Genomic DNA, 22924 nt, shown 5'->3' with positions numbered 1-22924 from the left:
GCCGGTAATCAACACGCTGATTTGATCTTGGAGTTGTCCGGGGCGAGGAATCTCGTGATGTCGGCTGGCGTGCGGAACCGGGCTGTGGAGGCGGGGATGTGGACGCTGTGGGCTTCCAGGAGCGGGCGAACGTCTTTGACGGCACGGCTGATGGTCATGGCGGTGGTGTTGAAGAGTTGCCCGAGGAGCTCCTGAAGACTGTGCTTTCGCAGGTAGAGGATGGTGACCAGGATCTGGTCGGCGGGCGTGAGGCTGGGTTTGCGGCCTGTGCCGCGGGCGACGCGGCGTGGTCCGCCGCGGGCTGCGTGGCGGGCTTGCTCGCGGGAGTCTTCCAGCTCAGGGATCAAGGTGTTGATCAGGTCGCTGAGCTGCTGGCGTGTCATGCCGGTCAGCTCAGGGTGCTGCAGTTTGTCGGGCATGAGGGAGTGAGTGCCGCCGGCTGGCGGTCGGTTGTGCCGGGGCCGGTCCGGAGGCGGTCGTTGGTCTGCGGGGTGGAGGGTGTAGTTCCAGTCTCCGTGGAAGCGATGCCGGATGATCGGTAAAGCGGCGATGGCCTCGTCGTTGATCTGGATGCCGGTGGGGTACTGACCGCTGTCGAGTTCGGCGTGCACCGTCAGGCCGGTGCGGCTGGTTGTCGCGGCGATGGTGCGGAGCATGACTTCATGGCTGGTCAGGGGCCTGCCGCGCCAGTTCATGGTGATGTGAGAGAACAGCCGGTGCTCGATCTTGTTCCACTTCGATGTGCCGGGCGGCAGGTGACACACGGTGATATCCAGGCCGGTCTCGTCGGCGAGGTCGGCCAGATGGGCCTTCCAGCCGCGGGTGCGGTAGCCGTTTGATCCCCCGGCATCAGCGGTGATCAGTAGCCTGCAGGCGCGGGGGTAGTCGTGCCGGCCGCGGGCCTGCCACCAGCGGCGGATCGAGGCGACGGCGAACGCCGCGGTGTCGTGATCGGTGCCGATGCAGACCCAACCGGTGTTCGTTGTCGTGTCGTAGATTCCGTATGGGATTGCCTTCTCGGCCTGGCTGGGGAAGTCGTGTGTCTTGACCTCCACGGGCTGCTCGGCGGGCCGCCACTCCTGACCGGCGTTCTTGTAGTTGCCGATCAGTTCCTTCTTCTTGGTGTCCACGCTGATCACCGCATCTCCGGCGTCCCGGTGATCTCGTGCCTGCTCGTTGAGGTAGCGGAACTGGGCGTCCCGGTCCGGGTGTTGGGCGCCTTCGACGGTCTTGGCGTTGGCCTGCAGGCTGAAGCCTTCCTCCCGCAGCAGACCGGCGACCGTGTCGGCGGAGACGGGATGGCCCTGGCGGGTCAGCTCTGCTGCCAGGTTCCGGGTCGACTTCGTCGTCCAGCGCAGCGGCGACATCGGATCGCCCCGCTCGTCGGGCTCGACCAACGCAAGCAGCGCGGGCCGCAGTCCCGCATCCAGCTCACTCGCCTTCTTCCGGCCTCCGCCTGTACGGCGGACTCGACCCAACGGGCCCTGGCCGGACTCCAGTTCAGCCGCCCCGCGCGAGACCGTGCCCGCCCGCACTCCGGCCGCACGGGCTACGAGCCTGATTCCACCGTGTCCCAGCGACCGCGCCTCCGCCCCTATGGCCAGCCGGCGCTGACGCTCGTCCAGATGCGGCAACAACGTCTCGAACTTCGCCGCCAGGACGGCCTCGATCCCCTCCGGTCTCCCCATACCACTACAACGATCCCCGGAGCTGGAAGCCACGACTTATTTCCCGGCAAGCCCCAAGAGGTGAGTTTCCGGAGCGACTCCGCTGACGTCCCGTCGGCCCGGCAGCGAGCCCGCAGATCAGCCAGGAAGTGGGCGCCGACGGCCTGGACGTCGCACGTGGTGATGCCGCTCCGGTCGGTGTCCCCCAGTGTGTCACGCACCGTCGTCCGAATGGCCTGACAGCCCGCGCGTCACGGAATGCTTCGCAGGCCTCGGCCTGGTCGTACGTTGCCCACCCGGCGGCGCACCTCCGTACGCTGCCGCTCCGCCGTCCGGCCCGTCGCCCACAACGGCACGGTCCCCTCCGGCAGCTCCACCGCGCGGCGGACGAAGCCGACCACCATCTCCGGGTACTCCTCCGGCTTCGGGAAGCGGCCCATCCGCTGATAGGACTTCAACGCCAGCAGCGCGAGCTGCCCGTCCGCAGCGACGAGGGTGAGCAACGGCAATTCACGTGGATCACCTCCACACCCGCTCTGCACGCTCGGTACCGTCTTGAGTGGCGGTTCCGGGCGCGGCCCGAACAGAACAGGCATCAAGGGGAGTTCAGGTGATTGACGTGCCGCCCAGCCAGCAGATGCGAGACCTCGGAGTCGTCCAGCACGGGGCCGGCATCCTCGCCGAACCGGCCCGCGCCTTCGACCTGCCCGCCGAGCGCGACGAGGCCGAGCGCATCACCGACGAGCTGTTCGCCGCGATGGAACGGATCGGACAGGTCCACCCCTTCGCCAAGGGCATGGGCATCGCTGCCCCGCAGATCGGCATCGGTCGTGCTACGGCCGTCGTCCAGCCGCCCCGTGATGCCCCGGCGATCATCCTGCTCAACCCGCGGATCATCGACCGCTCCGCCGAGATGGACGAGCAGTACGAGGGCTGCCTGAGCTTCTTCGATGTCCGCGGCCTGGTCCCCCGCCCCCTGAAGATCACCGTCCAGACCACGGGCCTGACCGGCGAGACCGTGACCACCGTGTACGAGCGCGGCCTCGCCCGCCTCATCCACCACGAGATCGACCACCTCGACGGCCTGCTGTACACCGCCCGGATGCGTACCGGGGTCGAACCGATCCCCGTGGAGGAGTACCGGCAGACCGGCCGGGCCTGGATTTACGAAGGCGCCTGAACTCAGTGACGGTGACGACGACCCAGCGCATCCTCGACCTCGCTGCGGCGGCACCGGCCAGCCTCGACGAAGACCTGGTGCTGCTCCTGCGCGAAGCGAACGAGCTGTACCAGCAGGGTCTGCAGGAGCTGCACCGGAGCCTGGCAGAGCGCCTCGGGGGGCTGGGCACCGAGGAGCTGATGGTCGCCGCGAACGCGGCCGGTATGCCCTGTGATGCCTCACAGGACCGCGACGAGGTGATCTGGCTGCTGGCCCTGGCCGAGTGGGAGATGACGCCGGCCGCCCTGGCGTACGCGGAGATGGCGAAGGACGCGGCGCACCGCGGAGTCTGCTTGATCCCGGAGGAGTGAGCCGTGCGCGCGGCCGTCCGGGAAAACCCTTGAGCCGCGGGCTGGACCCCGAACCGAAACTCCTGCCATTATTTTCTTTGCGAGCCGGGCGGGCCGGCCCGCTTCTGACAGGACGGACGGTTTGGCCATGACCTCGCGCCGCGAGCCTCGCCTGGCCGACGCTGCCGAGATCGCGGCTGAACAGGGCCTGACCCCCGCGCGGATCACCGGCCTCTACAACGAGCGCGCCGAGAACGCGGCCGGCGTGCCGTTTCCCGAGACCGCCGGCCAGCGCGGCCGCGCCCGCCTGTGGGACCACGGCCAAGTCACCGAGTGGTTCGCGCACCGCACGCCGGCAAGGCTGAAGGAGCACACCCCGCCCTCCCTAGGCCCGCAGGAGCTGCTGAACGCGGCGCAGGCCTCACGGTTCCTCGGCTACAAGAACTCCAACCAGGTCACCACCTTCGTACGCGACCACCCCGGATACTTCCCCGACCCGGACGTCGTCGAAGAGCTGGGCACGGCCGAGAACCCCTACCGCCGGCAGCTGTGGCGCGTGCAGACCCTCAAGGACTGGATGGCCACCCGGCCCGGCCGCGGCAGACGCGCCGGCATCGACCGCCCGGTCTCCCTGCCCGCCGTCCCCGCCGACGGCGACCCGGACGAACTCCTGGGAGCAACCCAGGCAGCCGCCCTGCTGGGATACAAAAGCGTCGGTTCGTTCTCCAGCAGCCTCGCCCAGGGCAACCTGCCACTGCTGAAAACCGTGGACGCAACAGCCGAGAACGCCGGACGCCAGAACGGGCGCCGGCGGTGGACACGCCGACGCATCCTCGAACAAGCCGCCCAGCGATCCAAGAAATAGAACCCGGCGGTCAACACCCAACCGCCCACCGCCCACCGCCCCATGAACGCGGCAGCCGGCAACGGGCGTTGGCCCCCCTTGCGGGCCGGATGCCGCACGACGGCCGGCACGGCACGGCCCGCCACCACACCCCGCACCAGCCCCGGCTACTGCGGACCGGCCATCGCCAACCTCCAACAACCGCCTGCCGTAGGGCTGTTCCTGAGCCGCCACGAGCCTTCACGCAGCCGTGGTCGGGGCCACCGGCGCCGACCACGGCCCCGACCACGAGAAACGTTCCCGAGTCGTGACCGTGGTCGGGGGCTCATGGTCGGCCGTTGGGTTGGGGGCTGCCTGTTGCCTCAGCCCCATGACCCGCTCCACACCAGATACTCCGGCCACCGAGTCGGCCCCCAGCCCCGCTGAACCGCTGCGCTTGCAGGTCCTGACCGCGCTCGCCCTCCACCGCATGGCCACCACCGGCCAACTGCGCCAGATGCTGCGGCCGGACGGCTCCCGCCAACTGCTCTCCCGCACACTGAACAAACTGCGCACCACAGGCTTCACCGACCTCACACCGCTTCCGGGCGCGGACCGGCCGCGCACCCACGCCTGGTACCTCACACCGCAAGGAGCACGCCTGACCCGCGACCTCCCCCTCCTGCGCGGCCGCCCGCCCTACCCCATCACCTCAACAACCGCAGCATCACTGAAGACACCACACACGCTCACCGTTGTGCGCGCCCATCTGCCCTTTGCGGCAGACGCCCGCCGGCTCGGACACGAACACGGGCCGTGGGACTGGACCCCCGAGGTCTCCCACCCCATCGGCGACGGCGAACGGGTAACCGCCGACGCCCTCCTCCACTACACCATCACCCAAGGCGAACACCGGCGCAAACTACGCGCCTTCATCGAAGTCGACCGCACCACCATGAGCAGCGAACGCCTCGCCATAAAACTCATCGACTACGCCCGCCTCTTCACCCACGAACCACCACCCGCCGGCCGCCGCCGACCCGCTGCTCCCGGACCGGCCTGGCTCCGCCACTACCCCCTCTTCCCCCGCATCCTCTTCATCCTCACCGGAGCCTCCCCCACCAGGCTGGCCCACCGGATCAACGACCTCAAAGCAATGACCATCCAGCACCCCCTCGTCGCCGCCCTCGCCCGCGAAGTCCCCCTCGCAGCCGCCATCCTCGAAGACATCGAACAACTCGGCCCCACCCACCCCGTATGGACCCCACTCACCACCGGCGAACCACAATCCTGGACGGCGCTGTAAGAAACCCAGAACACACCCCGACCCAGGAGGATGCGGCGCAGCTTGGGGTGGGAGGGCCGCACCCTCCTGCCCTTGTCGCACCCCTCAATCCAGGAGAGGACATTGAGCGACGGCATCACGTGGCTGACCGAGGCCTGGCGGAACGACGCCCCCATCCTGTTCGTCACCTTCGCACGCGGCATCAGCCCAGGCGACCTCGTTGTCCGGCTCGGCGCCCGGCCCACAGAAGTGCTCGACCCGATCACCTTCGCCGAGGCCGAGCGGCTGACGTTCAACGACCGCGCATCAGCCCGCGTAGCCCGCTTCGGTGAATGCGCAGGCTGGTCACACGCGGTGGAGCAGGGCCGGCCCTCCAAGGCCTGGTGGGCTCACCCCGACCTCTCCGCAGGCGCCGTCGAAGTCCTGCACCTGACCCCGAAGCCGGACGACCCGCCCAGTGAGTGCTGGTACTACCGCGACAGCCAAACGGTCGGCCGCTTCGACATCGGCGACACCCCGGATGGCTTCGTTCACTTCTCAGAGCAGCGATTACCCATGTGCTCGGGAGGCAGTGGGAGACGAGTCGGCATGCGGATGTTCAAGAGAAATGAAGGCACCTGACAGTCCCATGCGACGGACGGCCGTCACTCCTGAAGCGGGTGCACTCCCCGTGGTGGGATGTCGATGCTCGCCAGTACGGGCAGCAACCGGGCCAGCGGCTTCCCTGGCTGGCGGCCGGTCCGTCGGTGGCTTGTGGGATTGGATCGCCGGCCTGTCAGCGGGTACGGGGCGGACCCGCACCGAGCGTGGTGCGGGCCCTGCAGAGGGGCTGGCTCAGCCGACGCAGGCGGGGACGCTGTTCGGTGGGGCGCAGTTGTTCGGGTGGTTGCGTTTGACCTCGGTGTCATTCAGCGTGACGGTGCCGGACTCCTCGAAGATGCCGCCTCCGTCGTCGGCATGGTTGTCGGTGACGGAGCTGTGGTTCAGGGTCGTCGATCCGACGGCGTTGAAGATGCCCCCGCCCCGGGCGGTGCCGCCATCCGGAGCCTTGGCGGTGTTGGCGCTGATCTGCGATCGCTCGGTCGTCACGGTGCCGCCGAGATCGTTGCTGATGCCGCCGCCCCGGGCTGTGCCGCCCGGAGCGCTGGCGGTGTTGCCGCGCACTGTGCTGTTGTTCAGAGTGAGATCGCCCTCGGGGCCGAGACTGATCGCGCCGCCCGTGACGGTGCCGCCATTGGGAGCGGTGGCGTGGTTGCCGATGACGCGGGTGCGTGTCAAGGTCAGCGTGCCTCCGTTCCCGGCTGCGCCGCCGTTGGCGGTGCCTCCCGGGGCGCTGGCGGTGTTGTTGCGGATGACGGTGCCTGTCACGGTCACCGTGGCGGAATTGTTCAGAGCGCCGCGCGCGGTGCCTCCCGGGGCGGTGGAGTGGTTGCCGCTGATGAGGCTGTCCCTGATCGTCGCCGGGGCGAAGAAGGCGATGGCGCCGAGAGCGAGACTGTCGGTGTTCTTGGTGACGCGGACGGCGTTGTTGGTGAAGCGGGTCCTTTCCACCGTTAGGGGCCCGTTGTTGAGGACTCCGCCGCCTGCGGCAGAGCTCTGGACGTCACCGTTGTAGACGGCGGTGTTTTTGCTGATCTCTGTGTCTGCCAAGGTCGCTGCGCCGACCCCGGCGGCGTTTCCGCTTTCGATGCCGCCGCCCTCGGCGAATACGCTGGACTCGGCGGTGTTGTTGACCACTCGGCTATGCCTCACCATCAGCGTGCCGAGGCTGGAAATGCCACCACCACAGGCCCCGCCGCCCGGGAAGTTCGGGCAGTCCGGTGCCGCGCCACCGCTGATGGTGGTCTTGTTGAGCTTCAGGATGCCGGTGTCGTCCACGAAGAGGATGCGAAAATCGGGGGCGGACCGGGCGCGCGCGATCGTCGCGCCATTGCCTTCGATGGTGATGCCGCTGGTGATGGCCGGCAGGCCGTTGGACGAGTTGGCGGGGTTGGGGGTAGCCAGCCAGTAGGTGCACTTGCGGGTCAGGCGGAGGGTGTCGGGGCCCGGTGAGCTATTGGCCGTGTTCACCGCCGCGACGAGGTCCGGGACCGAGCACTTCACGTCTACCGTGTCGGCGTGGGCGAGCGGGGCCGGGAGCACCATTGCAACCGTGGCTGCCAGCCCGGCCGCAGCCAGAAACCATCCCGGATGCGATCGCCGGACGCCAGCGGGCGGATCCGTCGCTCGGACGTTCTGCAAGGACATCAGGGCCTTCTCCTTCTGCACCAGGAGGCACCCCACCGGGCACGTCCCACTACCGGCCCGGTCCGCCCTGGCGCAGGTCCTGGACGTGGGCCGCTGGAGACCAACCGACCACGGTCTCCTGCCGTCTGCTTCCCGGCAGGCCCGTTTGAGCGAGGCGTGACACCCGGAAGTGGGGGTACGCGCGCACAGCAGTGGGCGGGTGCTCACTGGGAGGCCACTTAAGAAGTGGAACACCCGATCCTGAAGAGCTCGGGTCGGGATGCGGCGTTAGGGCGTTGCCGGAGCGGCGCATCTCCCGGGCGCCCCGCTCCGACCCCTTCCAGCACGCCGCTCCCTAGCGAAACGGCGGCGGCGCGTTTGCCTCACATCCCGAGGCGCGGGCCGCTGGGTGTGTCCCAGGCCGATGTCCGGGGCTGTGCCGGATTTCGTGACTGAGGCCCAGCGGGTGACTACGCGCCCGGCCGGGCTTGCGTGCGTGGCTGCCCCTGGCAGCGTCATGCACCCTGGCACAGAATCTCAGAGGCCCCAAGTCCATGCGGGGGCCTCACCGCTTTCTACGCCTCCCAACGCGTGCCTCCCGTACTCGTGAACACCGCCTATCCGCGCGAGCGTGCGACTCCCAATGACATGTCAAAACGACGCCGCTACTCGCGTACAAAACCACCCCGGACAAGGGCATAGCGTTCCTGCTCCCGGCGTTCGAAGAAGCCGGACTCCTCGATGACGACGTGAGCGAGGAGTTCGACTCGCTGCGTGCGACCCTGACCGCCCTGCAGCAGCACTCCGGGCTGTCACTGCCACGCCAGGACATCCTGAACGGCCGGCTGCCCGCAGCGGTAACAGCGACCACGCCGCCAGAAAACCTGGGGGACTAACGAGCAGGCCATGACCAAACGCCACACCATCCACAGCCGAGCCCGCACCGCCATGGTGGGCATCGTCACCCTCACGATCGTCGCCGGCCTCGTCCCCGAGACGGGGGCGGTAGATGTCGCAATCCCCACCGAACCCAGAAGGCCCTCACCCATGCAAGACCACCCTGCTGTCACCAACGTGCCCGAACAGCACAGCTGATATGGAGGGCCTGGGTGTCAAGGGACGTGCGGTGTCCGGCTCGACATTCAGGTGCCGGGCCTGGTCTTCGTGTTGTTGGGCCGGTGGGAGAGGGCGTGTAGTGAGGCGTGTCGGCTCGACGCGCGGTCAGACTGATATGCGCGGGTTGGGTACCGCATGACCGGTTGTGCGTCGGGAGTGTTCCGCGGGTCTAGGGTCGAGCGTGGCCGCACCGATCTCCGGCGGGGCTGCTCATAGCTGTGCCGCGGGTCCTCCTCGCGCTGCCCGTCCAGCGCCGGTCTCCCACCGGCGGCTTGCAGGCCGGATGGGGTCAGGACGGCTCGTCCATCACGGCCAGGCTCCAGCACCATCCGGCCAGTTCGCGGGCGACGGCCACGGCGGCGATGGTGGGCCGCTTGTCGCGGGCGTCGAATCGCTTCCACCGCTGGTTAAGGCGCCGGTTGCCGCGCTCGGCCCGGTCCCGGACGGCGGGCGGCTGACCGGCCTGGCGGCGCATCAGCTCGCGGCCCAGACGGTACCGCTTGCGGTGGTGCCAGGACGCCTCCACCAGCAGCCGGCGGGCGTGGCTGTTGCCGGTCTTGGTGATCGGGCCCTGCGCCCGGCGCTGGCCGCTGGAGGCTTCCGAGGGCACCAGTCCCAGATAGGAGCCGATGGTGGCGCCGGTGAACCGGTGCCAGTCGCCGACCTCGACGGCCAGACCGAAGGCGGTCAGTGTGCTGACGCCGCGCAGGCACCCCAGCCGCCCCACCACCGGCGCAAACGGCGAGACGGCGGCCATCTGCTCGATGGCCCCGTCCAGCCGCCCGCGGCGGGCATGCGTGTTCAGCACGGCGTCGAAGGCTTCGTCGAAAGCCAGCTGCACGCCGAGCCGGTCGAAGGAGAGCGAGCGCAGCCAGCACTCGTGCTCCTGCGTCCAGGCCGAGCCCTGCCACACCAGGCCGTGGCGCAGCAGTAACTTGGAGAGCCGGTGGCGGGCCCGCATCAGATCTCCGCGCACGTCCTCGCGGGCCCGCACAAGATCCCGCGCGGCTTCCTCCGCCTCGGTGGGCACCCGCACGGCCGGGAGTTCCCCGATCCGCAGCAGCCTCGCCAGCCGCTCGGCATCCCTCCGGTCGGTCTTGACCCGGTCACCCGGCGGCCGTTCGACCTTCGACGGTGCGACCACCACGCACCGCACGCCCGCCGCCAGCAACGCCCTGGCCAGGCCGAACCCGGTCGGCCCGGCCTCATACGCTGCCGCCACCGGACCCGGCAGCGACGCCGCCCAGGCCACCACCGCGTCCGTTTCCGGCGCCAGCCGCAGCGACCGGATCTCCCCGGATACTCCATCGATCGCGGCCCCGACGACGGAACGGGCGTGAACATCCAGCCCGGCATACGTACGCTCGAACATGACCGGCACCTCCCGCAATTGCGGCTCTACCGCCACTCAGAGTGGCGGCAACCCGCGCCAACTTGCGAGCGAGGCGCCGGTTCTCCATACGGTCTAGGGCGGCGTTCAGCGGCCCCATCGGGGCGACTCCAACTGGACCCAGTTCGTGGGCGAATGGCGAAGATCAGGCGGCGTGTGGCGGGCACCGGAGGGCGGATTGCCTTGGGACCACCGGGGCGGCACGGTGTGGACCGTGATGATGGTCATGCGCGGGTTTCGGCATGATGGCCGTCGTGACGGATCGAACATCCTTGGAGTCTGAACTCGCGTTGTTCATGGGCGAGTACGAGTTGGCCAACAACAGCCATGACATCGAGCGCGTCGTGCCGTTCATTGCCGAGGACGCCACGTACTGGTTCTCGGACGGCTCGTATCGGGGCATCGGGGAGATCCGGTCCGCGATCGAGAAGACGTTCGCGAAGATCCTCGACGAGGTGTATGAAGTCCGGGATCTGGAGTGGCCTGTACTCACAACCGATGTCGCGGTGTGCCGTTATCGGTTTGCCTGGACCGGCGTCGTCGATGGTGCCTTGCGGTCTGGCCAGGGGCGGGGCACCAACCTCATCGTGCGGCAGGATGGCGGGTGGAAGATGCTGCATGAGCATCTGAGCTCCTGATCCCTCAGGCGGTCGGCTATGTCGTCCCGTTGGTCTTGATCGCTTTGGTGCGGGCCAGGCGGGGCAGCCCAAGCTGACGGGCCGCCAGCAGGCCCATCTGGTCGAGCAGCACGCCACCGGCGAGCACTCCATCGCCGACCCCGCCGAGTTGTCTGTGTGTCGAGGGCGACGGTGTACCGCGTTCTGGAGCGGGCCCGATCTTCCAGCGACGTGCATAGCTGACGCGTTACCGTAGCGACCGTTCAATCACCTGGCAGCGGGGCCTCCCACGGCTCGGCGATCCATCCATTCGGCTCCCACCCGTACCGTCTCAGCCTTCTCGCCTCGTCCACGCGCCCGGCCGCGTGCAGCAGATCGGTGGCCAGGGTCAGGGAGCCAGTGTTACCAGCTTCAGCATGGGTTCTCAGTCGCTCCAGGGCCTCGGCTATCCGTGTGGGCCTCTGCAGCAGCCAGGCGTAGTCGTCCCTCAGCATTAGGGGAGCCCACTGCGTGGTGACCCTCGCGCCGTCGACGACGTTGCGTTGGACCCAGGCATCGGCGTCCTCAATCTGCTGCATCTTCTCCAGCAGAGCGTTCATCCCCAAGGGGGCGGAATCGCTCGCCTCGGAAGCAAGCTGATGGCATGTCAAGGCCTCGTCTGTCATACCGCGTCTGGTCAGCAGCAGGACTGCCCATCCCAGAGAGAGAAGGTCACCGGCTTCGGCGCCGCGCTGGTACCACGCGACCGCTTCTTCCTCCCGGTCGGCCATTCGCAGGATGTCGGCCGTCGGTCTCAGAGCACGGGTGTCGCCGGCCTCGACGGCGCCCCGGTGCAGGCGCATGGCGATGCGGAGAAGACCACGGGCGTGGGCCGCGCGGGCGAGTGATGCATGGCCCGCCGGAGTGCCGTGGTCAATCAGGGCGTCCCACGTGTGAGCCGGAACTGGAACGACGAGAGCGTCGCGGGCTCCGGGAGCCGGAGGAACGGTGCCGCTATGCCGGCCGTGTTGTTCGAGGTAGTCGGCGAGACGGTAGTGGGGTTGCGCGAAGGTGGGTTGGCCGCGTCGTGGCCGGATACGGGTCAGCGGGCCGCGGGTGCCACGCACCGGGCAGACAACATAGGCGAGGGCCCGTTCGAGCCAGTCGTCCTCCAGCAGGTCCCACTGCGTGTCGGTGAGATAGCCCTCGGCGGCGGCCTCCAGCAGAGCCAGGGGCAGGGCGAGGCCGTGACCAAGGCTGCGCACGTCCATCGCGGCCTCGATCAACGCCTTGGCACCTGGGGATGCGTTGTTGTAGCGCTCGATCAGGGCGGGGACGCCGGCCAGATACTGGGTGACCTGCCCCTGCTCCGCGTGCTGAAGAGCTTCGGCCAGACGAGGGTCAGTGGCGGCGGCCTGTGCAGTCGTGAGTTCCTCAACGCTGAAGGCCTCTGGGACGGCCATGCTCTTGTTCGTGACCAGCTGGCGGGCCTGCACGTACGGGTCCGGTGGTACGGGCCCAGTCCTGGGGACATCGGTGAGCGTGTCCCAGTGCTCGGGCCAGGTAGTGCCCAGGATCAGCACCGGGCCGCGTGCGGGGTCGTTCAGCAGCTCGCGGAGGCCGGAGGCGACCTGCGCACTGTGGTCACGGTCAAGAAGGTAGTGCTGGGCATCGTTGAGCCACACCACGGTCCGCGGCGCCACCAGGTCCAGGTTCCTGATCACGGCTGTCGGCTGATCGGGCTCGATCGGATGCCACAACCGCCATCCGTCCGGCAGGTTCTTGACCGCTTCCCAGCAGGCCCGGGTCTTACCCGTGGAAGACCCGCCGACCAGTACTGCGATGCCGCTCTGCCCATTCGCGGCGGCGGCCACAAGCGAGCCCAGCCGAGTGTCGAACTCACGTCTGACGTAGGCCGGTAACGCGCTGATCCTGCCGACTGCAGCGCCGCCGTCGAGGGCTGGGTGCACCTCCAGGTCGTTCAGAACGAGCCGATCGTCGAACTCGGCAATCGGTCGGCCGACGTAGCGGCCTTCCGCCCGGAAACCAGGTGGCAAGGCGGCGACGGACTGAGGCGCCCTGGCCTGTTCCCACCGCCTCTTCCACAGTTCCTTCGTGCTCACCCACTGCCCTGTCGCTTTGGCGCGGTCCGGCCCGGTGAGGGTGTCGGGTCGAGGTACCCCGGACCATTCCAGCAGGACCTCGACCAGGGTCCACAGGGTCTTGAAGTCCTTGGCCGGGGTGCCCCTTTCGAACCAGCCGCCGACGGTAGTGGGTGAGAGGGCCTGCTGGAGCCGACGGCCGGCTTCGGCGATGGCGTCCGTGCGGTCCCGGCCCTGAAGCGCGCTGGCCTCCAGCTTGCGCAGCTCCGAACGCAAGATCTCTCGTTCGGTACTCAGATCCGTGCTCTCGATCACCGCACACCCTCCCCGGTCCCGCGGATCTGTCGGATCCGTCCGGCGGTCGGCTCAACACCCCTGTGAACTGGGCCTTTGATGCTGGTATCCGCCCGGTCCGGTAAGGCTTCAGCGCTGCGGGGCGGTCGGCTGTGATGTTCCTCGTGCGGCCCATCCGGTGGCTGCACGAAGGGAGGGAATGCCATGAACATCGCCGCCTGGGCCACCCTGGTGCCCGTCGCCGTCGCGCTAGTCGCCGCTGCCGCGGCTGTGCTGATCGTCATCGTCGTGGTGAAGGGCACCGCCTCGCGTGACCGCGCCACAGTGCTGAAGGCTGTCGCCGAAGTGATCCGGGCCGTACGCGGCAGCCGTAGGTGACTGCCCATCAGCCCCGTCACCGGGCGCCCCCTCCAGGTGGGGCGGTGGTGGCGAGCCTCGTCGCACCCCGCTTGACCGCCACGAGCTCCACCTCGTCATCGAGCACCGTCCAGTGCTCAACTAGCTCACGCATCCCCACCGACAGTCGCCCCACGAACACGCATACTGCCGGACAGCCCAGGTCAACGCCGCCGAAAGCGACAAATGATCAACGGCATTTGTGCGGCTCGTGACACGTTCGTTAACGACGCCCGTAGGCCCGCTGCCGGGTCTGTCGGCGTACTCGTTGAAGTGATCAGGTAGGTACGGATGAACGTGCTCAGCTTGGTGGCTGCCAAGACGTCGGTCTCGTGGTGAGAAACCTTGAGTCAGGGGGGCTCCTTGCCGTTTGGGCCGGAGCAAATAGATGATCGGCTCATGGCCATGGTCAGAGGTGCCTGCGATGACATCCCGTTGACCACGCTCTTCCCCCGCCTTTCACCTGCTGACGCGGAATCCCTGAAGCATGCGGCCCGTGGCGTTGATGCGGCTCGCGCCGGCGAAGACAAGGCGGAGTGGGAGTGGGCACTGGATCATGTGGCCTTCCCCGGCCCTCAGCCGTGGACGCCCATCATCCTCGGCCTGGATGTCATTGAGCATGCGGACAGGGGCGATCAGCTGGAGTTCCTGCTTCAGGTGGTGTGGACAGACCTGGGCCAGCTCGCGGTCGACGCAGCGGTGAACGTGGCCTGCTGGTGCGACACCGATCACGCCGGCCATGACGTCGACGCCCTCACGCTTGTTGTCGGTGGGGAGACCTCACTGCCCCGCGCCTTCCAAACAGGCGCTGAGCGTCTGATCGGATGGTTGGCCGACCCTCGCGACGCGGATTATTGGCGTTCCCGAGCGGTTCTGCCTCCCCGCCAGCCCTGCTAGGAAGCCGGCGGGATGACGACGGGTGACGGGGGAAATTGCGTGTGATCAGGCCACGTTGGTGTCGTGTTCGATGGCTGCGAGCCGGTTCTTCAGCCGGCAGCTGGGGCCGTTGATGGAGACGACGTCGCAGTGGTGCAGGAGCCGGTCGAGGATGGCCGTGGCCAGGACTTCATCTCCGAACACCTGCCCCCGTTCGCTGAAGGTCTTGTTCGACGTCAGGATGATCGAGCCCTTTTCATAGCCCTTGGAGATCACCTGGAACACCAGGTTCGCTTCGGCCCGTTCCAGCGGCGGCCCGAAGCAGGCCGCGGTGGTACCGGCGCGGGCGGCGCATGTTGCCGCTGACGCGGCCGGAGTCCCGCGGCACTGGTGAGAGGCCGGCGAAGGACGCCAGGCGGTCGGGCTGTTGGCCCACCGACCCGGCTCGACCTTGCTGCGGCCGCTCCGAGTTCTCAGGATCGGCCACCGCATCGGCTTCTTGATCGCTCGGGGCCAGTCCCGGCCCCGACCGGGGTGGCAACAGTCGAGAGCGTGCTTCTTGGGCGGCATCCTTCCAATCCTCGTACGACTCCCGGGCGAACAGGCACAGCGCGAGCACGAAGTACACGACCATGCGGGCCGGGAGCAGGCGGCGCCGTGGCTCGCCCCGCCCGTGCTTGGCGACAGCCGCGTCCACCAGCTTCGGCGTGAACACCGGCACCCCGGCCCCCACCCCTCCATGAGCTGGCCAACGGCCCAGCCAGCTCAAAAGCAACTGAATTGGCCTTCGCCGGCCCTCGGACCCCCGCTCCCCGCGGTACCGCCCGGCGCGGTCAGGAGGTGTGGGTGGGGCAGCGACCCAACACCCAGACCGCGACCAACCCCGATGCCCGATGGCTCTTCCCCGGCCGCCGGGCCGGACAGCCCATGACTCCGGAAGCCATGGCACCTCGGCTCCGCCAACTGAGCTTCCCGACCCGGCCGGGACGCACAGCGGCGATCCGCCAACTCGTCCTCCAGGCCCCGGCCCCAGTGATCGCCCGGATACTCGGCTACAACGACGACCACACCACCCGGCCCGCCGAAGAGGCCGGAGGAACCTGGAAACGTGATGCCCCCGGGGATCACGCACGGTGACCCGCGCTCAGCGACGGATACGGGAAGCCGGTCACGCACGGCCTTCGTCGCCCCGCAGGTACGCTCCCGCACGCGCTGCAGCCACGGCGGCCTCGGCGGCCTGGTCTGCGGCGGCTTCGTCGAGGCGGTCGCTGCTGGTCAGCAGGCGGTAGTAGAGGGGGGCGGAGACAGCACGGATCACCTCGTGGACATCGGTGCCCTCGGGCACCTCGCCCCGGTCGATGGCCTGCTGGACGCAGGGTGCCCACTCCTTGACGCGGATGTCGTAGAAGCGGTGCAGGGCCTCGGCCGTCTTCGCCTCGCAGGTGGCAGCGGCGATCACTGCCTTGAACAGGGCTCCTTGCCGCGGGTCGGCCAGGGTGCGCTGCACGAGCCGGGCGTTGGCCTTGAGATCACCGAGCAGTGAGCCGGTCTCGGTACGCGGCAGTGACTGCTCGGCCATGTCCACCAGCACATCGGCCACCAGGCCGGTCACCGTTCCCCAGCGGCGGTAGACGGTGGTCTTGCCCACCTCGGCCCGGCGCGCGATGTCGGCGAGGTCCAGATGGGCAAAGCCATGCTCCGCCAGGGCGTCCCCAGCCGCCTTAAGCACCGACGCCCGCACCCGCGCCGTGCGCCCACCAGGACGGACGGTCCCTGGATCCGCACCCTCAAACCCCATAACGGGACTCCAGTTTCGTTAATCACACGCACCTGCTACGTTGACAAACACACTAACGGAACCCCAAGCCCATTAGTCAGGTGCGGGCGACGAAAGAGGAACAGCCATGGAATACAGGCGGCTGGGCGCATCCGGCCTCAAGGTCCCCGCACTGAGCTTCGGCACCGGCACCTTCGGCGGCCAAGGACCGCTCTTCGGCGCCTGGGGCAACACCGATGCACACCAAGCACGCCGCCTCGTGGACATCTGCCTCGACGCCGGGATCACCATGTTCGACACCGCCGACGTCTACTCCAGCGGAGCCTCCGAGGAGGTACTGGGCCAAGCGATCAAAGGCCGCAGGGACCAGGTGATCGTATCCACCAAGACCAGCCTGCCCATGGGCGACGGCCCAGGCGATGCCGGCTCCTCCCGTTCACGCCTGATCACCGCATGCGACGACGCCCTGCGCCGCCTCGGCACCGACTACATCGACCTGTTCCAGCTGCACGCCTTCGACGCCGGCACCCCGATCGAGGAAGTCCTGTCCACACTCGACGATCTCGTACGAGCAGGAAAGGTCCGCTACCTCGGCATCTCCAACTTCTCCGGCTGGCAGGCAATGAAGTCCCTCGCCAGCGCCGACAGATACGGCCACCCCCGCTATGTCGCACACCAGGTCTACTACTCCCTCATCGGCCGCGACTACGAATGGGAGCTGATGCCCCTCGGGCTCGACCAGGGCCTCGGAGCCCTCGTCTGGAGCCCCCTCGGCTGGGGCCGGCTCACCGGCAAAATCCGCCGCGGCCAGCCACTACCAGCCAACAGCCGACTCCACCACACCGCAGACTACGGCCCGCCCGTCGAGAACGAACACCTCTACACCGTCATCGACACCCTCGACGAAATCGCACAGGAAACCGGCAAAAGCATCCCCCAGACCGCCATCAACTGGCTGCTCCAGCGACCCACCGTCTCCTCCGTCATCATCGGCGCCCGCGACGAAAACCAACTCCGCCACAACCTCGGCGCCACCGGCTGGACACTCACACCCGACCAGATCGCAAAACTCGATACGGCAAGCGGCAAGACAGCGCCCTACCCGTACTTCCCCTACCAGCGCCAGGAAGGCTTCGCCCGCCTCAACCCACCAGTCATCGCACCGCCTGCTGCATGACACCGGCGCCACGCAACTGAACCGCACAGCCGCGCGCCCCGGGCCCGGACCGGGGGCTGCCTCGCCCAACACCTCCCCGGGGCCCGGACAGCCGCGGTCACAGCCTCTCCCCCTGCCCGCCCACTTGCCGGCACGACCACAGAAGGCCACCAGGGACTCATACCGAGAGGAACACGCGACAGCCGCATACGCGAGGCCGCCAGCGGGGCACCCCTGGAAGAACGTCTGCAGCCGGACTCTGTGACACCCCCGGCCGGCCGGTCAGCGCTAGCGGAGGTCAACAAGCATCGCGTGCATGAGCGGGACGTGCCCGATCCTCGGGCGCAGGTCACCGATCGCCCGCCATCCCCAACTCCCGTACAGCGCATCGACCTTGAGGTGCGACCGGCGGACAAGAACCGTGGCGCGTCCCTCGGAGCGCTCGGCCAGCACCGCGTCATGCAGCCGGCGAAAGACGCCCCTCTTGCGCCACAGGACGCGCACCAACAGCCCGGACACAGCACAGGTACGAGTACCGGACTCCCTGACCAGGCCCCCGCCGACCCCGGTGAGCAGCCCACCCCACCAGCCAGCGCCCGGCGGAACAACGCCGCCACAGGCGCAGCCGACGGCCAAGCCGCCGCCGTAGCCGACGACGCAACCCCAACCCGGCCGGACACACCAGCAGTCGAGACCGCCCGCCAACCGGTCGACGCCGGCGAAGGGGTCGTCCTTGATGACGTCGGCGTACACCCCGGCACACACCACCAGCACAGTCACGCGGGGATCCGGCCAAAAAGTCCGGGAATAAGACTACGGGTCGCCTCTTTGATCAGGACGGAAAGCCTCTGGCAGATGAGGTTGTCTCCGGGGACGCGTCAACGAACAGTGCGATCAATGACTACTTGATCACGCGAGGCGTTCCGATGCCAGGGAGAACCGGAAAGGGCCCACCCGACCATTACACACGCAGAAACCAAATATGCATGGATATTGAGGAACGAGATCAAGCAAAAGCACTCTACCGTCGTAATCAATAACCCGAACGGCGTGTGCAACAAGGCGTATAACTGTACTCAATCCGTTGAGGCTATTCTGCCCAAGGGATGGACAATGGATGTGTGGTATCCAGGAGCAAGTACGCCCACGGTATTGACGGGTTCAGGCCCACCGGTGCATTGACGGGTTGCGACCCACCGGCGTAAGGTGCATGGCACAATGATTCTCAATGTTACATGCGACGATCGCCGGTGGCTCGCAGAGGCGGATAGCGAGATCTCGGACGTGGTTGCCGAGGTACTTGGCTGCCTGCAAAGTGAACATGTCATAGACGGCTACTGGCGCCCTGGGACGAATGCCTGGTTTTCATGGTCGGATCGGCGACACTCGGATAAGTCGGACATGCCGAACAATTTCCTTGTTGTGTCCCTGAATAGAGCTACTGGATATGGCGGACTGATCTGGTTCGTTAACGCCGGGTATCCGGGCCCCGAGCCGGACGAGGTCCTTGATAATATCTGGGTATCCGATAACCCCAACCCGCCAGATTTCGACACAGAAGTTGTGGCCGAACCCGGGGAGCCCTACTTCTTTGATCCACGCAGTACGCTACCCATCGAGAAAATCGAAGCTGCCATCGAAGAGTTCTGTCGTGTGCGCACGGGAATCCGACCTGAGTGTGTGCAGTGGACCTTGGGTGAGGCAAGCGGGAGGCGCGCAGACCGCGACTTGCAGTGCAGCAACTCAATGTGCTGCTGCTTGAGTCCGGAAGGCGTTGGGTTGTGACTCGTGACGCCTCGGCGCCAGACGGGGGTCATGAAGTCGGTTGGGGTCGCCCGTGAACGGGTGGCCCCAACCGACTTTTCCGCATCTTAAGCGGTACTGCTTATGGTGTGATGGTTCGTTGGGCTTCGCGTGACGGATCTGGTTTGAGCGGCTTGCGCCGGATGAGTTATGCACACACACTCCTCGACGAACTCGGCGCATGCAGCGAGCTCGACTGGTCACGGCGCCTGATCGAGTCGGCCGGCGTCCGGGCGACAAAAGGGGATCACTGAGCGGGAGGCGCGGCGACGTAAGGAGCAAGGCCATGATTCTCGACGTTAGATGTGCCAGCCGCCGGTGGGTCGCGGAAGCGAGCGGCGAGATTTCCGTCGTGACCGCCGAAGTCCTTGGCTCTCTGCAGAGCTGGATTAAGAAGGGTGACCTGTGGTGCCCTGGCTCCATCGCATGGTTCTCGTGGTCGAATCGCCAGCATATGGATTCGGAGGGCGTGCCGAATAATAATCTCGTCGTGTCTCTGAATAGAGATACTGGACATGGCGGCCTTATCTGGTTCGCCATGCCGGGATATTCAGGGCCAGAGCCGGATGAGGTTCTTGATAGCGTCTGGATCTCGGATAACCCCAACCCGCCTGATTTCGACACGGAAGTTTTGTCCAATCCTGGGGAGCCCTACTGCTTTGATCCCCGAAGCACGCTACCAGCAGAAAAAATTGAAGCTGCCGTGGATGAATTCTGCCAGATGCGCACCGGCGCTCGTCCTGAATGCGTGCAATGGGTCATGGGTGAACTGAGTGGTAGGCGTGCAGACGGCGAATGCGAGTCCGAGCTGCCGCCCTACTAACGCATCACCCGACCCGGCTCACTGAAGGTGAACCAAGGGAGACATGCAGACGCGCGACTCCTTACACCTCGCCCTTCTGGTTGGCTGTCACAAGAAGCAGGCAGGGCTGCTCGATATCGAGCAGCCCTGCCTGCTTTGCTTCTTACGTGTCATGTGGTGTTGCCAGACCATACGTCACATGAACCAACAACACTCTCCGGCTGCTCCATCAGACGGATATGCTCACGTTGCAATTCGGGTGCTCTCGAACGCGACCGCGAAGCGGTCACCGCCCTTGCCGAACGCCTCGCCGACACCCCCACACCCGCCGGCCCAACCCCCAAAGAGCTCGGAACGACCAGCGGCTTCATTCCTCTGACCCAGCTCACGAACACCCTCACCGCGAAGACGCCGGGTCAACGCGACATGCAAGATACCGACCGAAAATCTCCTGACTATCAGGAGTGAAGGTCCACTGCTGCAGAGTCCGCCGCAGCTCGGACTCAGTCAGCCACCCGTGCCAGGCCACCTCTCCCGGGTCACGCGCGCCGATCTCCGGAAGTACGGCATCGCACACCCCAAGCCAGTGAGGGCTGAGCCCACCCCGGTTGAGGAACTTGAACCGAAAGCACACGGTCGCCCGCACCCCCAGCTCCTCACTGAGCTCGCGGGCAGCCGCCCGCTCATAAGACTCGCCGACTCCTGCAGCGCCCCCGACACCGAGTTCGTAGTGCCCTGGGAAACGGGACAGCTGCTCGGCACGCCGATGGACGAGAAAGCGCCCTCGCCCATCGCGGCACACCACCACACCAACCCGGTGCAGCCAGCCCTCCCGCACGGCCTCCCTCCGGCTGACCACTCCCAGCACACGGTCCTGCGCATCGACACGATCCACGAGTTCATCCACGACGCACACGGTCCCAGACACCACTGACACCCGACCGAAATACCCAGAGGGCCAGGCCATCAGCCCCGTCGGGCGAACTCCACTACGCCGAACGAAAGGTCACGCTCCTGTCCCTTCAAAAAGCCGGTGTCGTCGACGATCAGGGCTTCCGCCCCGATCGCGTCCTGCATCCTCCAGGACAGCCGGGCCCGCACATGCGCCGGATCCCACGGACTGAAAGTGATGAAGTGCGCCAGCGCCTGACGGTTGCCCTCCTCACCGAGACAGGCCGCCATCGGCTCCACCGACTTGCGCCGCCCGTCCAGCAACAGCCCGCACACATACACCTGCCCCCACCGCCGCTGATCCGCACGGAAGAACCCGTCGAACAACTCCGCAGCGAACGCCTCCAGGTCCTCCCGGACCCCGGCCATCTCCCCAGGTGTCACACCAACTCAACGACACCCACCCGCCAGCACACACGCCACTCCCGAATGAAGCTGACCAAGCCCTACTAGAGCAGAGCGAACAAACGGTCAGCCTGCCGTTCTACGGCGCCTGGCGGATTTCTAGGGTTCTTCTGATCCTCGTCGAAAATCAAAAGGAAGAGCCACACGAGGGCGAGGAGCCGTCGACACTCAGTCAATCGCACGGATTCGGCCGTGGTGAGGTCGAACTGGTTCGGGAAGGATGCAACGTCGAGCGGTTGGTCCACCCAGCTAGCCACGTGTTCAGTGATCTCTGCCAGCTCAAAGGCGCGATCGCTGAGTCCCGAGTCCTCAAAGTCGACGATCTGCACGCGCGAGCCGTCCCACAGATAGTTCGCAAAGTTGCCGTCTCCAGCGCCGAAAACGGGTGGAATGTTCAGTCCGCGCTCATTCTCCAAACCCGACTGCGCCAACCCCTTCAACCCGGCCGCGTACGCCGCTCCGTAGAACAGCAGGTAGTGACGCTTCGTCAGGCATCTGTAGGCATCCGCTGCTTGCAGCTGTGTCCGGTGACGGTGCTGGTCATGCAGGCCGACGCGCCGTTCTGGAACTCGCTGGTGTTCGACCGGTACTGCTGCTGACCCTTGCGGCCAAGGGAACCAAGACAGGGGACTCAGATTGAGGTCTCACGCGTTCGCGCACTTGAAGTAGCGGGACATACTCACCAAGCTCCGCTTGGTGTCACCGTTCGCCTGGCACGGGGAGCCGGCGCCGCTCCAGACGCTCGTGGAAGAGCCGGCCGACCAGAGCCCCTCCGTACACCACGAAACCCACGCCGACCAGCCAGGACTGCAGGACCAGGACGGTCCCGAACGGACCGTACGTCACCGTGTTCGACGCGATCAGCGGCGAGAAGACGTGCTGGGAGAAGACCCGCAGCCCGAGGAGCCCCAGCGCCGTCGCCGCGGCCCCCGGCACGAGCGCCCGCCAGCGGATGCGGCCGCAGAGCAGCAGCCGCTGCGACCACCAGAAGAAGACGAACGCGCCGACCACATCGACCCCGGCGACCAGCACCGACTTCAGAGCGGACGCCTCCTCGGGGGTGGGCGCGGCGAAGAACAGCAGCAGGGAGCCGGTCAGTACGGCCAGCCAGACGACATGGCGCCACATCGTGTGCCAGCGCGCCGTCGGCAGGTCCCACACCCGCTCGTACCCGGTCTGTACGGCCGCGCCGAAGGTCACACCGAACGCGGCCAGCGCGGCGAGTCCGAGCGCCGTGGTGCGCTGCAGGGCCTGCCCCGGCCGGCCGAACATCCGCTCGACCTCCTCCTGCGACACCTCCGACACACCAAGGCCCTGGACCAGCCACCTGGCGAAGCCCTGACCTCTCGCGAGGTCGGCCGCCGCGACGACGACCAACAACGGCAGCAACGTGAGGAAGCTCAGCGCCGCGAAGCCCATGGCACGGTGCATCAGCTCCATCTCGCGCCCCCGGTTCCAGACGACCCCGATCCACGAGCTGAGCACCCACCGATGGAGCCGAGCGAACCAATGGCCGTGGTGCGCGGCGTGGTCGTCTTGCGGCGCACCGAATCTGAAGGGCATGTGCCGTCGACTACCCGTCCGTCGGGCGTGACCCGACGCGCTTGCCCCCGAACGGGTGTCCCCCCGCCGATCGTCGGTGGCCGGCCCAACAGCGGGTCGATGGCGATCACCTCGGTATCTCCTCCATCGACGGCCACACTCCCCTACGTGGATCGACGCAGTCGACGCCAGCCAGCTACCCGGCCTC

The 22924-nt window shown here is 67.2% G+C and carries 25 protein-coding genes and 5 pseudogenes; 17 read left to right on the top strand and 13 right to left on the bottom strand.

Annotated features, from left to right (window positions below; genetic code table 11):
* Positions 1–8: 8 nt before the first annotated feature.
* Positions 9–1688, bottom strand: a complete 1680-nt coding sequence (locus tag OHT76_RS43930) for an ISAzo13 family transposase (protein ID WP_328868644.1) — start codon at positions 1686–1688, stop codon at positions 9–11.
* A 230-nt stretch (positions 1689–1918) separates the two neighbouring features.
* The gene (locus OHT76_RS43925; RefSeq protein ID WP_328868645.1) at positions 1919–2176 is read right to left on the bottom strand and encodes a hypothetical protein; all 258 of its coding nucleotides are present in this window, start codon (positions 2174–2176) and stop codon (positions 1919–1921) included.
* Positions 2177–2277: 101 nt separating this feature from the next.
* Between OHT76_RS43925 and OHT76_RS43920 the strand changes: the two genes are divergently transcribed.
* The 5 genes from OHT76_RS43920 (at position 2278) to OHT76_RS43900 (ending at position 5905) form a co-directional block, all read left to right on the top strand.
* Positions 2278–2847: a peptide deformylase gene (locus OHT76_RS43920; RefSeq protein WP_328868646.1), complete on the top strand. Its 570-nt coding sequence runs from the start codon at positions 2278–2280 to the stop codon at positions 2845–2847.
* Positions 2848–2852: 5 nt separating this feature from the next.
* A complete protein-coding gene (locus tag OHT76_RS43915; protein WP_328868647.1) occupies positions 2853–3197 on the top strand; it encodes a hypothetical protein in 345 nt (114 codons plus the stop codon).
* Between the two features lie 127 nt (positions 3198–3324).
* Positions 3325–4041: a hypothetical protein gene (locus tag OHT76_RS43910; protein WP_328868648.1), complete on the top strand. Its 717-nt coding sequence runs from the start codon at positions 3325–3327 to the stop codon at positions 4039–4041.
* A 349-nt stretch (positions 4042–4390) separates the two neighbouring features.
* Complete coding sequence (locus OHT76_RS43905) at positions 4391–5305, top strand: replication-relaxation family protein (protein WP_328868649.1); 915 nt, start codon at positions 4391–4393, stop codon at positions 5303–5305.
* A 102-nt stretch (positions 5306–5407) separates the two neighbouring features.
* The gene (locus tag OHT76_RS43900) at positions 5408–5905 is read left to right on the top strand and encodes a hypothetical protein (RefSeq protein WP_328868650.1); all 498 of its coding nucleotides are present in this window, start codon (positions 5408–5410) and stop codon (positions 5903–5905) included.
* Between the two features lie 213 nt (positions 5906–6118).
* Here OHT76_RS43900 and OHT76_RS43895 read toward each other — a convergent pair whose 3' ends face one another.
* Complete coding sequence (locus OHT76_RS43895; RefSeq protein WP_328868651.1) at positions 6119–7552, bottom strand: hypothetical protein; 1434 nt, start codon at positions 7550–7552, stop codon at positions 6119–6121.
* A gap of 707 nt (positions 7553–8259) precedes the next feature.
* Here OHT76_RS43895 and OHT76_RS43890 point away from each other — a divergent pair.
* Together OHT76_RS43890 and OHT76_RS43885 are read left to right on the top strand one after the other, a co-directional pair.
* Positions 8260–8406 (top strand): hypothetical protein, encoded by a 147-nt coding sequence (locus OHT76_RS43890; protein WP_328868652.1) that lies wholly within the window; start codon positions 8260–8262, stop codon positions 8404–8406.
* A gap of 10 nt (positions 8407–8416) precedes the next feature.
* On the top strand, positions 8417–8605 hold the full coding sequence (locus OHT76_RS43885; RefSeq protein WP_328868653.1) for a hypothetical protein: 189 nt from the start codon (positions 8417–8419) through the stop codon (positions 8603–8605).
* A 310-nt stretch (positions 8606–8915) separates the two neighbouring features.
* On the opposite strand, the gene OHT76_RS43880 is transcribed toward OHT76_RS43885, so the two are convergent.
* Positions 8916–9998, bottom strand: coding sequence for an IS110 family transposase (locus OHT76_RS43880; protein WP_328868654.1), 1083 nt, complete (start codon positions 9996–9998; stop codon positions 8916–8918).
* A gap of 272 nt (positions 9999–10270) precedes the next feature.
* Here OHT76_RS43880 and OHT76_RS43875 point away from each other — a divergent pair, with 272 nt between their 5' ends.
* Entirely contained in the window at positions 10271–10654 is a 384-nt protein-coding gene (locus OHT76_RS43875) for a YybH family protein (RefSeq protein ID WP_328868655.1), read from the top strand.
* A gap of 242 nt (positions 10655–10896) precedes the next feature.
* On the opposite strand, the gene OHT76_RS43870 is transcribed toward OHT76_RS43875, so the two are convergent.
* The gene (locus OHT76_RS43870) at positions 10897–13029 is read right to left on the bottom strand and encodes a hypothetical protein (protein ID WP_328868656.1); all 2133 of its coding nucleotides are present in this window, start codon (positions 13027–13029) and stop codon (positions 10897–10899) included.
* 183 nt (positions 13030–13212) lie between these two features.
* On the opposite strand from OHT76_RS43870, the gene OHT76_RS43865 reads away from it, so the two are divergent.
* Together OHT76_RS43865 and OHT76_RS43860 are read left to right on the top strand one after the other, a co-directional pair.
* Positions 13213–13386: a hypothetical protein gene (locus tag OHT76_RS43865; RefSeq protein WP_215211100.1), complete on the top strand. Its 174-nt coding sequence runs from the start codon at positions 13213–13215 to the stop codon at positions 13384–13386.
* A 417-nt stretch (positions 13387–13803) separates the two neighbouring features.
* Positions 13804–14301 (top strand): hypothetical protein, encoded by a 498-nt coding sequence (locus OHT76_RS43860; RefSeq protein WP_328868657.1) that lies wholly within the window; start codon positions 13804–13806, stop codon positions 14299–14301.
* A 45-nt stretch (positions 14302–14346) separates the two neighbouring features.
* Here the strand turns inward: OHT76_RS43860 and OHT76_RS43855 are convergent.
* The 3 pseudogenes from OHT76_RS43855 to OHT76_RS43845 all read right to left on the bottom strand — a co-directional run.
* Positions 14347–14592: pseudogene (locus OHT76_RS43855) on the bottom strand (ATP-binding protein); the annotation flags it as partial.
* A 4-nt stretch (positions 14593–14596) separates the two neighbouring features.
* Positions 14597–14704, bottom strand: a pseudogene (locus OHT76_RS43850) (transposase); the annotation flags it as partial.
* Positions 14705–14869: 165 nt separating this feature from the next.
* Positions 14870–14995: pseudogene (locus tag OHT76_RS43845) on the bottom strand (transposase domain-containing protein); the annotation flags it as partial.
* Positions 14996–15126: 131 nt separating this feature from the next.
* Here OHT76_RS43845 and OHT76_RS43840 point away from each other — a divergent pair.
* On the top strand, positions 15127–15417 hold the full coding sequence (locus OHT76_RS43840) for a hypothetical protein (protein WP_328868658.1): 291 nt from the start codon (positions 15127–15129) through the stop codon (positions 15415–15417).
* A gap of 31 nt (positions 15418–15448) precedes the next feature.
* Here the strand turns inward: OHT76_RS43840 and OHT76_RS43835 are convergent, their stop codons facing one another.
* Positions 15449–16078 (bottom strand): TetR/AcrR family transcriptional regulator, encoded by a 630-nt coding sequence (locus tag OHT76_RS43835; protein ID WP_328868659.1) that lies wholly within the window; start codon positions 16076–16078, stop codon positions 15449–15451.
* Positions 16079–16184: 106 nt separating this feature from the next.
* Between OHT76_RS43835 and OHT76_RS43830 the strand changes: the two genes are divergently transcribed.
* Complete coding sequence (locus OHT76_RS43830; protein ID WP_328868660.1) at positions 16185–17234, top strand: aldo/keto reductase; 1050 nt, start codon at positions 16185–16187, stop codon at positions 17232–17234.
* 267 nt (positions 17235–17501) lie between these two features.
* Here the strand turns inward: OHT76_RS43830 and OHT76_RS43825 are convergent, their stop codons facing one another.
* A complete protein-coding gene (locus OHT76_RS43825) occupies positions 17502–17993 on the bottom strand; it encodes a GNAT family N-acetyltransferase (RefSeq protein ID WP_328868661.1) in 492 nt (163 codons plus the stop codon).
* Positions 17994–18019: 26 nt separating this feature from the next.
* Here OHT76_RS43825 and OHT76_RS43820 point away from each other — a divergent pair.
* The 4 genes and pseudogenes from OHT76_RS43820 to OHT76_RS43810 form a co-directional block, all read left to right on the top strand.
* Positions 18020–18253 (top strand): annotated as a pseudogene (locus OHT76_RS43820) (hypothetical protein); the annotation flags it as partial.
* A complete protein-coding gene (locus OHT76_RS43815; protein WP_328876415.1) occupies positions 18207–18395 on the top strand; it encodes a DddA-like double-stranded DNA deaminase toxin in 189 nt (62 codons plus the stop codon). The pseudogene OHT76_RS43820 and the gene OHT76_RS43815, both read left to right, overlap by 47 nt.
* Before the next feature lie 36 nt (positions 18396–18431).
* Positions 18432–18998: an Imm1 family immunity protein gene (locus OHT76_RS44300; RefSeq protein WP_443049902.1), complete on the top strand. Its 567-nt coding sequence runs from the start codon at positions 18432–18434 to the stop codon at positions 18996–18998.
* A 304-nt stretch (positions 18999–19302) separates the two neighbouring features.
* Positions 19303–19839, top strand: a complete 537-nt coding sequence (locus OHT76_RS43810) for an Imm1 family immunity protein (protein ID WP_328876414.1) — start codon at positions 19303–19305, stop codon at positions 19837–19839.
* Positions 19840–20215: 376 nt separating this feature from the next.
* Here the strand turns inward: OHT76_RS43810 and OHT76_RS43805 are convergent, their stop codons facing one another.
* Together OHT76_RS43805 and OHT76_RS43800 are read right to left on the bottom strand one after the other, a co-directional pair.
* The gene (locus OHT76_RS43805) at positions 20216–20785 is read right to left on the bottom strand and encodes an NUDIX domain-containing protein (RefSeq protein ID WP_328876413.1); all 570 of its coding nucleotides are present in this window, start codon (positions 20783–20785) and stop codon (positions 20216–20218) included.
* A 53-nt stretch (positions 20786–20838) separates the two neighbouring features.
* A pseudogene (locus OHT76_RS43800) lies at positions 20839–21138 on the bottom strand (transposase); the annotation flags it as partial.
* Positions 21139–21146: 8 nt separating this feature from the next.
* Between OHT76_RS43800 and OHT76_RS43795 the strand changes: the two are divergent.
* Positions 21147–21773 (top strand): hypothetical protein, encoded by a 627-nt coding sequence (locus OHT76_RS43795; RefSeq protein WP_328876412.1) that lies wholly within the window; start codon positions 21147–21149, stop codon positions 21771–21773.
* Positions 21774–21873: 100 nt separating this feature from the next.
* Here OHT76_RS43795 and OHT76_RS43790 read toward each other — a convergent pair whose 3' ends face one another.
* A complete protein-coding gene (locus OHT76_RS43790; protein WP_328876411.1) occupies positions 21874–22737 on the bottom strand; it encodes a YhjD/YihY/BrkB family envelope integrity protein in 864 nt (287 codons plus the stop codon).
* Positions 22738–22924 lie beyond the last annotated feature (187 nt).

Source organism: Streptomyces sp. NBC_00287, from assembly GCF_036173105.1.
Taxonomy (GTDB): domain Bacteria; phylum Actinomycetota; class Actinomycetes; order Streptomycetales; family Streptomycetaceae; genus Streptomyces.
The sequence above is the reverse complement of the archived record's forward strand: the minus strand, read 5'-3'. Positions and strand labels throughout refer to the sequence as shown.